11 protein-coding genes are annotated in these 13,128 nt (G+C 68.9%); 7 read left to right on the top strand and 4 right to left on the bottom strand.

The genetic code is table 11. The features are described 5' to 3' along the window. Positions 1 to 31: 31 nt before the first annotated feature. From AC3A6M_RS13445 to AC3A6M_RS13435, 3 genes are all read left to right on the top strand, one after another. The gene (locus AC3A6M_RS13445; RefSeq protein ID WP_487853217.1) at positions 32 to 1,357 is read left to right on the top strand and encodes a chloride channel protein; all 1,326 of its coding nucleotides are present in this window, start codon (positions 32 to 34) and stop codon (positions 1,355 to 1,357) included. A 52-nt stretch (positions 1,358 to 1,409) separates the two neighbouring features. Beyond that, complete coding sequence (locus AC3A6M_RS13440) at positions 1,410 to 4,229, top strand: bifunctional diguanylate cyclase/phosphodiesterase (RefSeq protein ID WP_487853216.1); 2,820 nt, start codon at positions 1,410 to 1,412, stop codon at positions 4,227 to 4,229. A gap of 108 nt (positions 4,230 to 4,337) precedes the next feature. Further along, a complete protein-coding gene (locus tag AC3A6M_RS13435) occupies positions 4,338 to 6,764 on the top strand; it encodes a penicillin-binding protein 1A (protein WP_487853215.1) in 2,427 nt (808 codons plus the stop codon). Between the two features lie 41 nt (positions 6,765 to 6,805). On the opposite strand, the gene AC3A6M_RS13430 is transcribed toward AC3A6M_RS13435, so the two are convergent. The 3 genes from AC3A6M_RS13430 to AC3A6M_RS13420 form a co-directional block, all read right to left on the bottom strand. Further along, positions 6,806 to 7,675: an SDR family oxidoreductase gene (locus AC3A6M_RS13430; RefSeq protein ID WP_487853214.1), complete on the bottom strand. Its 870-nt coding sequence runs from the start codon at positions 7,673 to 7,675 to the stop codon at positions 6,806 to 6,808. 82 nt (positions 7,676 to 7,757) lie between these two features. Continuing rightward, the gene (locus AC3A6M_RS13425) at positions 7,758 to 8,903 is read right to left on the bottom strand and encodes a mechanosensitive ion channel family protein (RefSeq protein ID WP_487853213.1); all 1,146 of its coding nucleotides are present in this window, start codon (positions 8,901 to 8,903) and stop codon (positions 7,758 to 7,760) included. A gap of 190 nt (positions 8,904 to 9,093) precedes the next feature. After that, positions 9,094 to 9,276 (bottom strand): DUF3606 domain-containing protein, encoded by a 183-nt coding sequence (locus AC3A6M_RS13420; protein WP_487853212.1) that lies wholly within the window; start codon positions 9,274 to 9,276, stop codon positions 9,094 to 9,096. A 249-nt stretch (positions 9,277 to 9,525) separates the two neighbouring features. Between AC3A6M_RS13420 and AC3A6M_RS13415 the strand changes: the two genes are divergently transcribed. From AC3A6M_RS13415 to AC3A6M_RS13400, 4 genes are all read left to right on the top strand, one after another. Next, the gene (locus AC3A6M_RS13415; RefSeq protein WP_487853211.1) at positions 9,526 to 9,933 is read left to right on the top strand and encodes a hypothetical protein; all 408 of its coding nucleotides are present in this window, start codon (positions 9,526 to 9,528) and stop codon (positions 9,931 to 9,933) included. 224 nt (positions 9,934 to 10,157) lie between these two features. After that, entirely contained in the window at positions 10,158 to 10,481 is a 324-nt protein-coding gene (locus tag AC3A6M_RS13410) for a thioredoxin family protein (RefSeq protein ID WP_487853210.1), read from the top strand. Next, positions 10,478 to 11,776, top strand: coding sequence for an MFS transporter (locus AC3A6M_RS13405; RefSeq protein ID WP_487853209.1), 1,299 nt, complete (start codon positions 10,478 to 10,480; stop codon positions 11,774 to 11,776). The genes AC3A6M_RS13410 and AC3A6M_RS13405 overlap by 4 nt, the downstream gene beginning before the upstream one ends. Next, complete coding sequence (locus AC3A6M_RS13400) at positions 11,773 to 12,198, top strand: GFA family protein (RefSeq protein ID WP_487853208.1); 426 nt, start codon at positions 11,773 to 11,775, stop codon at positions 12,196 to 12,198. Before AC3A6M_RS13405 ends, AC3A6M_RS13400 begins: the two co-directional genes overlap by 4 nt. On the opposite strand, the gene AC3A6M_RS13395 is transcribed toward AC3A6M_RS13400, so the two are convergent. Beyond that, positions 12,186 to 12,992 carry a DUF481 domain-containing protein gene (locus AC3A6M_RS13395; RefSeq protein WP_487853207.1) on the bottom strand — a complete coding sequence of 269 codons (807 nt, stop codon included), beginning with the start codon at positions 12,990 to 12,992 and terminating at the stop codon, positions 12,186 to 12,188. The genes AC3A6M_RS13400 and AC3A6M_RS13395 overlap by 13 nt on opposite strands. Positions 12,993 to 13,128: the final 136 nt, after the last annotated feature.

Here is a 13,128-nt window from a genome sequence, read left to right as displayed (position 1 = left end):
GCTATTGGAATGTTGCGCGGGGTGACGTGCGATGAAGGCGCCGCGCGCCCTGAAGGAAGCGCTCAGCCAGGAACTGGCCGACTGGCGCCTCTGGCTGGCCCGGGCCCTGGTGGTGGCGGCCGCGGTGGCGGCCGGCCTGACCGTGGTCGGTTTCACCTGGCTGGCGGAGACGGCCAGCGGCTGGTTCGGGGTGCTGCGCGCGTACGCGTGGTGGGCGCCGCTGCTGTGCGCGCCGGCCTGCGCCGCCGCCGTGGTCTGGTGCACCCGCCGCTTCGCTCCCGGGGCCGCCGGTTCCGGCATTCCCCAGGTCATGGCCACGCTGGAGAAGGAAGTCGGCGACGCCGAGCGCGGGCTGTTCGTCTCGCTGCGCCTGAGCGTGGCCAAGATCCTGCTGACATCCGCCGGCCTGCTGGGCGGGCTGTCGCTGGGCCGCGAGGGGCCGTCGGTGCAGATCGCCGCCGGCATCATGCTGCAGGTTCGCCGCTTCATGCCTGCCGGCGCGCCGGTCGGGATCCACGGCCTGCTGGTGGCCGGCGGCGCCGCCGGCATCGCCGCCGCCTTCAACACGCCGCTGGGCGGGGTGATGTTCGCGATCGAGGAGCTGGCGCGTTCGCCCGAGCGGCGCAGCAGCGGCCTGATCATCGCCGCGATCGTGCTGGCCGGCCTGGTGGCGGTCTCCGCGCACGGCAACGGCACCTATTTCGGTGTCATCCATGCCCCCGCGCCCGGCCTCGATCTGCTGCTGCCGGGCCTGATGCTGGCGGTGCTGGCGGGCATCGCCGGCGGCCTGTTCTCGCGCCTGCTGATCGCCTCGTTGTCGGGACGCTCGACCGATGTGTTCAGCCGCCTGCGCGCGCGCAAGCCGGTATTGTTCGCCGCCGCCTGCGGCCTGGCGGTGGCCGTGATCGGCGTGGCATCGAGCGGCGCGCCCTTCGGTTCCGGCTATGGCGCGACCCGCGTCATGATCGAGGGCAAGGCGGCGATGCCGCCGGCCTACGCCCTGTTCAAGTTCCTGGCGACCTGGCTGACCACCTGGTCCGGGGTGCCGGCCGGTATCTTCGCCCCTTCGCTGGCGATCGGCGCCGCGATCGGCAACGACGTCGCGCTGCTGCTGTACGGTATCCAGATGCCGGCCCTGATCGCGCTCGGCATGGTCGGCTTCCTGGCGGCCGCCACCCAGGCGCCGCTGACCGCGTTCATCATCGTGATGGAGATGGTCGACGGCCATGCCATGGTGCTGAGCCTGATGGCCTGCGCCCTGGTGGCCTACCTGGTGGCGCGCGCCATCAGTCCGCCGCTGTACCCGACCCTGGCCGGATTCCAGCTCGAGCGGCTGCCGAAGCGCACAGAGGAATAGGCGCGCGCGGCGGATCCGGCGTGCGCGGGGCGCATCCCTGCTACCATGAGATATGTCGAAATGGATCGCGCGCATTGGCCGCGTCCGTCCGCGGCCACCGGATGTCGCCGCCGCGCTCACCCTGCTAGGCGGCGTTGCGATCGCATTCGCGCTCGCAGCCGGCCTGCATGCGGCCGAACATGAACGGGCCCGCTTCGCATTCCTGCAGCGCTCCGAAGCCCACTATGCCGCGGTCGCCAACAGCTTCGGCGATGCGCTTGTCGTCCTGCAAGCCACGAATGCCCTGTTCGAGTCGGGCGGCACGGTCGGGCGCGAACAGTTCGGCGCCTTCGTTCGGCCACTCTTGAAGAGCCATCCCTATCTCGAGGACGTGGTGTTCCACCGCGTGGTCGAGACCGCCGGCCGCAGCGGCTACGAAGCCGGGCAGGGCCGCCTGCGGCCGGGCTTCCGGATCCTCGAGCGCCGCGCCGGCGGCCTGGCCCCGGCCGGTGCGCGCCGGCGCTACCTGGTGGCCGAATACATCGAACCGTCGGACGTCTACGAGGAAGTGGTCGGCTACGACGCCCTGTCCTTCGCCCCGCAGGCGCGGGCCTTCGAGCGCGCGGTCGACAGCGGCGGGGCGGCGGCCAGCGTGCTGCTGCCCCTGCTGAGCAAGAATGGCGAGCGGCCCCATACGGGGGTGGTGCTGGTGATGCCGGTCTACCGGGGCGCCGTGGTGCCGCCCGGGGCCGCGGCGCGCCGCGCCAGCGTGCTCGGCGACACCTCGGTGGCGGTGGACGTCGGCGAACTGGTGGGACGCAACCTGGCCGGCGCCAGGCTGCTGGATGACGACGGGATCGCGATCGAACTGGCCGGGATGGGCGAGCAGGGCATGCGCACCGCCTTCCGCTGGAACCACCTGGAGCGGCGCGCGGCGCCGGCCTGGCAGGAGTGGCTGGGCGAGGAGGTCTTCACCGTGCGCCGTCCCCTCGAGGTGGCGGGCCAGCGCTGGGAGCTGCGCATGTCCGGCCGTTCGGGCGGCATGGCCGGCGGCGCCGCGCCGCTGGCGGTCCTGTTGATGGGCTGCGTGCTGAGCGCCGGGCTGGCGGCCTGGGTGCGCGGTCGCTTCGAGCGCACCGGCCGCATCGAAGCCCTGGTCGAGCGCCGCACCGCCGACCTCGAACGGGCGCTCGGCCAGATGCACCTCTACCTGCGCGCGATCGAGGCCAGCGCCAACGTGGTGATGCTGGTCGATGCGCGACAGCCCGGCTTCCCGATCGAGTACGTGAATCCGGCCTTGAAGCGCATGCGCGGCTACGAGACATCCGAAGCGGTCGGGCGGCGCCTGTTCGAGGCAGCCCTGCGGGAGCCCGACCAGGCGCCGGTGGCCGAGCTGCTGCAGGCCATGCGCGAGGGCCGCGAAGGCAACGCCACCATGCGCCTGCGCTGCAAGGATGGGCGTGAACTGTACGCCGAAGTGTATGTCGCCCCGGTGCGCGAGGAAAACGGCGAGGTGGGCCATTTCGTGATCACGCAGTACGACATCAGCACCGCCAAGCGCTACGAGGCCGAGCTGGAAGTGCGCGCGCGCTATGACACCCTGACCGGCCTGGCCAACCGGGTGCTGCTGCAGGACCGTATCGAGGCCGCGATCGCGCTGGCCGGCAGCGCCGCCACGGTGTGGGTGGCGACGCTCGACCTCGACCACTTCAAGTACGTCAACGACACCCTCGGCCACGGCGCCGGCGACGAGATGCTGAAGGCGGTCGCGGCGCGCATCCAGGGCGTGGTCGGGCGCGCCGATACCGTGGCGCGCACCGGCGGCGACGAGTTCGTGCTGGTGCTGCCCGGCCGCGCCGCCGAGAACGAGGCGGCGGCCACCGTCAAGGCGGTGCTGGAAGCGCTGTCCGAGCCGCTGCGCCTGCACGGCCAGGACATCGTGATGACCGGCAGCGCCGGCCTGGCCGCCTGGCCGGCCGACGGGCACGACGCCGCCGCGCTGATCCAGCACGCCGAGGTGGCGATGTACCGCGCCAAGGATGCCGGCCGCAACGCGGTCCAGTTCTACACGCCGGCGATGAATGCGCGCGCCCGCGAACGGATCGCGCTGGAAGGCGCGCTGCGCAACGCCCTGCACCACGGCGAGTTCGAGCTCTACTACCAGCCCCAGGTCGACCTCGAAAGCGGTTCGGTGGTGGGGCTGGAGGCGCTGATCCGCTGGCGCCACCCGAGCATGGGCATGGTGCGGCCCGACCGTTTCATCAACCTGGCCGAGGAGACCGGCCTGATCGTGCCGATCGGGTCCTGGGTGCTGCGCACCGCCTGCCGCCAGAGCCGCGCGTGGCAGCATGCCGGCTTCGGGCAGCTGCGGATCGCGGTCAACCTGTCGGCGCGCCAGTTTTCCCAGCCCGGCCTGGTGCGCGAGATTGCGCGCGTGCTCGAGGAGACCGGCCTGGCGCCGTCCTGCCTCGAGATCGAAATCACGGAAAGCCTGGTGATGGAGGACGTCGAGGGCGCGATCCGCACCATGGGCGAACTCAAGGGCATGGGCGTGCAGTTGTCGATCGACGACTTCGGCACCGGTTATTCCAGCCTGTCCTACCTGCGCCGTTTTCCGGTGGACGTGCTGAAGATCGACCGCTCTTTCGTCCGCGACATCACCAGCAGCGAGGACGACGCGGCCATGGTGGCGGCCATCATCGAGCTGGCGCGCGGGCTGCGCATGCGGGTGATCGCCGAAGGGGTGGAGACCGAGGCCCAGCTCGACTACCTGAAACAGCGCGGCTGCGACGAGGTGCAGGGCCATGTGTATGCGCGCGCGGCGCCGGGCGCCGACGTCGAGGCCCTGCTGCGGACGGGCCGCCGCGTCCAGCCGCAGGACGCCGCCGCCTAGGCGCGGCGCGGGCGGCCATCGCCTTCCTTAAGCGCGGTGGCGTACCGAAGGTTTGTGCGCCCTCGGCTATACTTGCGGCGGTAACGATCAGGAGCAGGCAGGAATCACGTGGACGACCATAACAAGAACGAAGAACAAGAGCAGCAGGAACAGCCGCCGATGGGCTACCCCGGCCTGGACCGGCGCCGGCCTGGCGCCGCGGCGGCGCGGGCGCGGGCCCGCTACGCGCAGGTGAAGGCGGGCCTGATGGCGCGCCCGCCGCTGCAGCGCTGGCTGCTGATCGGCCTGTGGTCGCTGCTGGCCCTGATGGTGCTGTTCGCCATCTATGTGGCGCTGCTGTTCCCGCTGACGCCGGGCATCGAGGACGTGAAGCAGGCCCGGGTCGCGCGCCCGACCGTGGTGGTGTCGAGCGATGGCCGCGAACTGGCGAGCTTCGAGCAGGGCCTGCAGGAGAAAGTGCGGCTGTCGCAGATCTCGCCGCACGTGATCACGGCCCTGGTCGCGACCGAGGACCACCGTTTCTACGAGCACCACGGCGTCGATTTCACCCGCATCGCCGGCGCCATGCTGGCCAACCTGAAGGGCGACGCCCAGGGCGGCTCGACCATTACCCAGCAGCTGGCGCGCAATATGTTCCGCGACGAGATCGGCAATGCGCGCAACATCAACCGCAAGCTGAAGGAACTGATCACCGCGTTCAAGATCGAGAACACCTACAGCAAGACCGAGATCCTGGAAGCCTACCTGAACACGGTGCCTTTCCTGTACAACACCTTCGGCATCGAGATGGCGGCGCGCACCTATTTCGACAAGCCGGCCGCCCAGCTGAATGAAGTCGAGGCGGCGACCCTGGTCGGCATGCTGAAGGGCACCGCCTATTACAACCCGGTGACGAATCCCGAGCGCTCGAAGGCGCGCCGCAACGTGGTGCTCGCGCAGATGCTGAAGGCCGGCGCCTTCGACGAGAAGCGCTACGAGCAGCTGGTCAAGCGTCCGCTCAAGGTGCGTTTCACGCGCCAGGCCGAGCGTACCGGCAAGGACGACCACTTCACGGCCTATGTCCGCAAGTGGCTGGTCGACTGGGCCGACAAGAACGACGTCAACCTGCAGCAGGACGGCCTGGTGGTGCAGACCACGCTCGACTACGACCTGCAGCAGGCCGCCCAGCGCGCCGTCGAGCGCCAGGCCGACGCGCTGCAGGCGATCGCCGACGTCGACTGGGCCCATGCATGGCCGGTCAATTCGACCTCGCCCCAGACCTATGCCGACATGCGCGAGGGTGTGACGCCCTTCGCTTATTACTGGCAGTCGCACGCCGAGCTGCTCGACGCCTTCGTGCGCGAGTCCGGCGAGTACCGGCACGCGGTCGACGGCGGCGAAGCGCCGGACGCGGCCCTCAAGCGCCTGAAGGCCGACCGCGACTTCATGCGCCAGCTGAAGACCGCCAAGGCGCGCCTGGAGGCCGGCTTCGTGGCGATGGACCCGGCCACCGGCGAGGTCAAGGCCTGGGTCGGCAGCCGCAACTTCCAGCGCGAGCAGTTCGACCACGTGGCCCAGGCCTCGCGCCAGCCCGGCTCGACCTTCAAGCCGATCGTCTACGCCGCCGCGCTGGAAAGCGGCATCACGCCGGACCATCCCTACCTGGACGCGGTGACGACGATCCGCGACCCGAACGGCACGACTTGGCGCCCGACCGACAACAGCGGCACCACCGGCCGCCGGCTGACCATGCGCGACGGCCTGGTGTACTCGAAGAACACGATCACGGCCCAGGTGATGCAGGACGTGGGCGTGAAGCCGATCGTCAAGCTGGCCCAGGACATGGGCGTCCGCACCAGCAAGCTGTCGGCGGTGCCCTCGATCGCGCTCGGCACCAGCCCGGTGACCCTGCTGGAGATGGTCAGCGCGTATTCGACCATCGCCGCCCAGGGCGAATACCGGCGCCCCGTGTTCGTGCGCCGCATCACCGACCGCGACGGCAAGGTGGTCGCCGACTTCGCCAGCCAGACCCCGCAACGGGTGCTCTCGCAGGCATCAAGCGAAACCCTGATCGACATGATGCGCGGGGTCGTCAACCGCGGCACCGGCACCGCCGTGCGGACCCGCTTCGGCATCAACGGCGACGTCGCCGGCAAGACCGGCACCACCCAGAACAATGCCGACGGCTGGTTCATCATGATCCACCCGAACCTGGTGGCCGGCGCATGGGTGGGCTTCAACGACAACCGCGTGACGATGCGCTCGAACTACTGGGGCCAGGGCGGCCACAGCGCGATCCTGCTGGTGGGCGACTTCTTCAGGTCCGCGCTGGACAGCGGCAAGGTCAGCGCCGACGCCCAGTTCCCGGGCTACCGCAAGCCGGAACCGGTGGTGCGCCACGAGGAGCCGGAGGAAGACATGGAAGAGGGCAACGACATGCAGCAGGAAGGCGGTCCGCCGGCCGACCTGCCGCAGCCGCCGCCGGAGCCGAAGGACGAGGACGAGGAGCACCCGCGGGCGCAGGATGTGGGGAACCGCTTCCCGAACGACGCATGATCGCAGGTTGACGCGTGGGCGCCCCGTGCCCACGCTGACCGTTACAGGATCGGCGTCCCGCCAGTCACCGCAATCCGCGCCCCCGACACATAACTCGCCTCATCCGATGCGAGCATCACATACACTGGCGCCAGCTCGGCCGGCTGTCCGGCGCGCTTCATCGGCGTCTGCTGGCCGAAGCTCGCCACTTCCTCCTGCGGCATGGTCGACGGGATCAGCGGGGTCCAGATCGGCCCCGGCGCCACCGAGTTCACGCGGATGCCCCTGTCTGCCAGCAGCTGGGCCAGCCCGGCCGTGAAGTTGGCGATCGCGCCCTTGGTCGTGGCATAGGCCAGCAGCGTGGGTTTCGGTTTGTCCGAGTTGATCGAGGTGGTGTTGATGATCGACGAGCCCGGGCCCATGTGCTTCACCGCCGCCTTGCAGATGTAAAACATGGCGTCGATGTTGACGGCGAAGGTGTGGCGCCACTCCTCGTCGGGAATGTCCTCGATGGCCTCGTGGCTCATCTGGAAGGCGGCGTTATTCACCAGTACGTCGATGCGTCCGAATTCCTGCACGGCGCGGTCGACCAGGAGCCGGCAGTTGGCCAGGTCGCCCGGCACCGTTACCGCCTTGCGGCCGGCTTCCTCCACCAGGCGCGCGGTTTCCTTCGCATCCTCGTGCTCGTCCAGGTAGGCGATCAGGACATCCGCGCCCTCGCGCGCGAAGGCCAGCGCGACCGCGCGGCCGATGCCGCTGTCGGCGCCCGTGATCAGGGCCTTCTTGTCCTTCAGCCGGCCGTGGCCGACGTAGCTGGTTTCGCCGTGGTCGGCCTTCGGTACCAGCAGGGCTTCGGTGCCGGGCGGGGTCTGCGGCGGGGACTGCTCCCGTGCCTTCTGCCGGTTCTGCTGTTGCGACTGCTGCTGGACCATACATCCTCCATCGAAAACACTGGCCGTCGATTCTATGCGGGCCGGCAGGCCGGCGGCGCCAGCCTGCCGCCCGGCAAACGCGCTAGCGCAAGGGCCGCGCCTGGGGCTGGCCGCGCCCGTCGGGCCGCTTGACATCGCTGCCATCGTTCGCGGCCTGCTCGGGGCCGGCCGCCTCGCCCAGCACCAGCTGCTGGGCGCGCGGGGCGGTCGAGATGCCCAGTTCGCGACACAGCTGCATGGCCTCGAGCAGGACCTGTTGCTGGGTCCTGAGGAACAGCCCGTAATCGGCGTCGCTCAGGTTGTAGACGATGTCGTATTCGATGAAGTTCTGGTCGAGCACGGTCAGGTTGACGTGGTCGAGCCTGGCCTTCTCCTTGCCTTCGATGATCTTCGAGAGCTGCGGCGGCAGCTTGGCGGCCAGTTCCGGCGGCGTGGCCGGGTTGATGCGCAGGTTGAACTGCACGCGCCGCGTGTTCATGCGCTTGAAGTTGTGGACTACCTTGCGCAGCAGCTCGGCGTTGGCGATCACGATCTGTTCGCCGGACAGGGCGCGGATGCGGGTGGTCTTCAGGCCGACGTGCTCGACGGAGCCCGAGAATTCCGGCACCGAGACGAAATCGCCGACCTCGAAGGGCTTGTCGACCGCGATCGACAGCGAGGCGAACAGGTCCCCGAGGACGTTCTGCACCGCCAGCGCGACCGCCACGCCGCCGATGCCCAGGCTGGCCACGAAGGTCGTGACATTGATGCCGAGGTTGGCCAGCATCGCCAGCAGGAACACGGTCCAGACGCTCCACTGCAGGGCCCAGATCATCAGCGTGTGCGCCACCGTGACCTGCTCGTTTTCCTTGTTCTTGCCGTGCACGCGGAAATAGCGCCGCGCCGTCACCCCGATCGCGCGGTGCAGCCACAAGGCCAGCTGGGCCCCGAGGGTGATGAACCACAGGTGATTGATGCGCTGGTCCCAGGGTGGCGGCAGGTCGAGCATGGTGGCGCCGATCAGCAGCGAGGTCGCCAGCACCGCGAGGTTGCTGGTGCGCGCCAGCGTGTGCGCCAGCACGTCGGCGATGGGGCGCTGGGCGCGCTCGTCGGAGAGCTGGCCGAGGCGGCGCCGGAACAGGATCACGGCGCCGTGGATGAGGACGAAGCTGAGGACTGCGACCACGGCCGCGAAGGTGGCGTTGGTCCAGCCGATGTCGAGGGATGTGAAATAGCCGCGGAAGTCCATTGGGCTCCTTTCGTGTTACCGGGGTTCGTGCGGAGCGGGGCATGCGCCGGGGAGAGCGGGCCTGCGCAGCCGGGGAACGCGCGGGCGCGCAGCCGGCCGGGCGGGCCGGGAGAAGGGCGCCGCCGGCCGGCGCCCCGACCGGGCCGGCTCTGCGCCGGCCCGGTAGCAGCTTACTGCTTGCCGGCGGCGTTCAGTGTTTCGTACGCAGGTGCTCGCGGACCGCGTCTGCGCTGTTGCCGGCCTGTTTCACGGCCTGCGCCAGTTCTTCCTCGGTCACGCCGAGCGCCTTGGTCCAGTACTGGATCTCGTGCTTTTCATGCATGTTGATACGCGCGCGGTCTTGCTGGCCGCGGTTTTGCAGGTTATCGGACATGGTCAGCTCCTTTTTCGACAAGTGTGAGACGAGTACGGCTTCAGGATGCCACCGGCCGTCCAGGGTTTCCGTTCGCTGGCTCACGCTATGCAATTGATTTTGTGCGGAAAAAGTTCCCATGCGTCAGCAATAAGCCTTGATCGCGATCAGAAAACCCAGCAATACCAGCATGGCCCTGCGAGTCCGGCAGTAGGATCAAGGCGAGGTCTGCACCAAGTTGGTGCAAATCGGCAACTTCCGGAGGGAGCCATGACGCATCACCATCGTTCGACCACCCGCAGGACCGCGCTCGCCGTGGCGGCGGCAAGCTTCCTGGTCTCGGCCTGCCAGCTGCATGGCGGCGGCCGCGTCGACCAGCTCGACGACCTGCGCGGACCGACCCAGGATTTCCGGGTCGAACTGCGCGAAGGGACGAATATGGCGGCCGCGCCCTCGCCGGACGGCAGGCACATCGTGTTTTCGGCGCAGGGCGCGCTGTGGGTGATCCGGTCCACGGGCGGCAGCGCCACCCGCATCACCGACTGGCACATGGGCAGGGCATATACGCTGGCCGAGATCCTGGCGCCATTCAGCACCCCGGCGGCGCTGTCGGCCTGGCAGGCGCGCTGCCGCAGCCATCCGTCCGAGTGCGCGGAGGATGGGCGGCACGCCGATTGAACCGTGTTGGTAGCCGGGTCCGGATCGAGGCGCCGGAGCCGGTTCATGCCCGCGGCCGTGCGGCTGCGGGCTTTTTTGATCCATTAATCTGCAACTAACCCACAGACGCCAGGCGACCAGCAAAAAGCAGCCGCCAGGGCAGGGAGGCGCCGCAGCTATCGCGGCCGGCATGCATTTGAGGTACGCTACTGTCATTCGTACAACCAGAACAAGAAGGAGGATGCATGACCAAGCCCTATGAAACCGCCCAGCCCGATCGCAGCGCGGTCGACGCGATGCCCGGTGTCGTAGCCGTCGACTTCGGCACCAACTGGTGCGGCTACTGCAAGGCGGCCGAACACCATATCGAAGAAGCGCTGAAGGACTATCCCGGCGTGCAGCACCTGAAGGCCGAGGACGGCCCGGGCCGCCCGCTGGGCCGCTCGTTCCGCGTGAAGCTGTGGCCGACCGTGGTGGTGATGAAGGATGGCCAGGAAGTCGCACGGGTGGTGCGCCCGGCCGACGCCAGGGAATTGAAGGATGCACTGGCACAGGCGGGCGCCGCATGAGCGTGGCCGAGCCGCAAGCGGTGCGCGCCGCCATGAACCGTCCGGCCACCGTGCTGTTCGCCAGCCTGATCGGCACCACCATCGAGTTCTTCGACTTCTATATCTACGCCACCGCCGCCGTGCTGGTGTTCCCGAAGCTGTTCTTCCCGGCCGCGGATCCGGCCGCCGCGACCCTGCAGTCGCTGGCGACCTTCGCGATCGCGTTCTTCGCGCGCCCGGTCGGCTCGGCCGTGTTCGGGCACTTCGGCGACCGCATCGGGCGCAAGGCGACCCTGGTCGCGGCGCTGCTCACCATGGGCCTGTCCACCGTCGTGATCGGCCTGCTGCCGACCTATGCGACGATCGGCACCCTGGCGCCCCTGCTGCTGGCGCTGTGCCGTTTCGGCCAGGGCCTGGGCCTGGGCGGGGAGTGGGGCGGGGCGGTGCTGCTCGCCACCGAGAATGCGCCGCCGGGCAAGCGCGCCTGGTACGGCATGTTCCCGCAGCTGGGCGCGCCGCTCGGCTTCTTCCTGTCCGGCTCGACTTTCCTGGTGCTGTCGCAGACCCTGTCCGATGCCGACTTCTTCCGCTGGGGCTGGCGCGTGCCCTTCCTGGCCAGCGCGCTGCTGGTCGTGGTCGGCCTGTACGTGCGCCTGAAGATCACCGAAACGCCCGACTTCCAGAAGGTCCTGGAGCGGAACGAACGGGTACGCCTGCCGGTGGCGGTCGTGTTCAGGTCGCATCCGGGCGCGCTGGTGCTGGGCACCCTGGCCGCGCTGGCGACCTTCGTGATCTTCTACCTGATGACGGTGTTCGCGCTGAGCTGGGGCACCACGGCCCTGCATTACTCGCGCCAGCAGTTCCTGCTGCTGCAGCTGTTCGCGATCCTGTTCTTCGGCCTGACGATTCCGCTGGCCGCCGTGCTGGCCGACCGGCTCGACCGGCGCCGCGTGATGATCGGGGTGTCGGCGGCGATCGCCGTGTTCGGGCTGGCCTTCGGGCCGATGTTCGGCTCCGGCTCGCTGGCCATGGTGACCCTGTTCATGGTGCTCGGCCAGTGCCTGATCGGCATGACCTACGGACCGCTGGGGACGCTGCTGTCCGAGATGTTCCCGGCCGAGGTGCGCTACACCGGCGCCTCGCTGACCTTCAACCTGGCCGGCATCCTGGGCGCGTCCCTGGCGCCGTATGTGGCGACCTGGCTGGCGACCACCCACGGCTTGCCGACCGTCGGCTGGTACCTGAGCGCCGCGGCGCTGATCAGCCTCCTGGCCTTGCTGCCGGTGCGCAGCGCAGTCGAAAAACAGGGGGCATGATGGCGCTGGCGGGCGGCTGTTCCTGCGGCGCGGTACGCTATGAAGCGGAGGCCGCGCCGTTTCACCGCACGCTGTGCCATTGCGTGGATTGCCGCCGCGCGGCCGGGGCGCCGGCCGTGGCCTGGTTCAGCGTGCCGGTGGCGGCGCTGCGCTACGTGCGCGGCGCGCCTGCCGTGCGCCGCTCCAGCGCACAGGTCGAGCGGAGCTTCTGCGCGGCTTGCGGCACGCCGCTCACCTACCGCAACGACGCGACGCCGGACGAGGTCGACGTCACCACCTGCAGCCTCGACGAACCGGAGGCGGCGTCACCGCAGGACCATACCTTCGCCTCGCAGCGGCTGGCCTGGATGCGGGTGGACGACTTGCCCGCCTGGCCGCGCACGCGCGGCGAGGGCGGACCCCTACCGGATCAGAAGGAATAGACCAGCGTCAGCGAGGTCTGGGTGTCGGTGTTCTTCTTGTCTTCCGGGACCTTGCTGTCGCTGCGCGCGCTGAACGCCGCCTTCATCTGCATGGTGCCGGCGATCTTGGTGCTCAGGGCGGTTTCCGCCACCGTGTGCACGTTCGTCGTGCCGCGTTCCACGCTGACGGTCTGGCTGAAGGCCGCGGAGGGGCTGACCCGCCAGCGCAGCTGGGCGGCGCCGTGCACCGTCATGCCGGCTTCCTGCTCGCCGGACGCGCTCTCGCCGTGAAAATAGCCCGGACCGATTTCGACGTCGACGGTCTTGTCTTCGCGCTTGAGCAGCTGGGTGCCGTAACCGACCGCCAGGGTCGAGTAGCGGGTATAGGCGCCGAATTTATCGTTCACGTGGGAACCCAGCACGAAGGCGCGGTTGCCGTCTTCCAGCAGCTTGAAGGCCGCCTTGGCCGAGACTTGCCAGCGTTCCGCCGAGCGGTTGCGGGTACGGCTGCCGTCTTCGTTGACCACCTCGTCTTCCTTGAAGAAGCCGCTGAAGATGTATTCGTTACTCCAGTTGCTCATCTCATGGCGGGCGTCGATCTTGCCGGTCACCGAGGTGCCGGTGGTGTTGCCCGAGGTCGTGATCGCGCCGAGTTCGGCGGACGTATACCAGTTGCTGCCTTCCGGGATGGCGATCGTCGGGGCCTGCGTGAAGATATTGGTTGCCGGTGGGGTATCGGCGAAGTCGTCAGGCGCGGCAAGCGCCGTGCCGGTTGCGCCGGCCAGCACCAGCGCGCAAAGCATCGGAAATTTCATGAGCATCCCGAGGTTCATTGGATGGCCCGACATTGTAAACCAAAGCCGGCCCCGGGCGCATCTGGTGCAACATTTTTCAGACGAAATTTCTACAAAAAGTTGCACTAAGTGTTAAATAGTGATTGATTGCATTTGC

The sequence above is a fragment of the Telluria sp. Soil_C_11 genome, assembly GCF_057657395.1.
The sequence above is the reverse complement of the archived record's forward strand: the minus strand, read 5'-3'. Positions and strand labels throughout refer to the sequence as shown.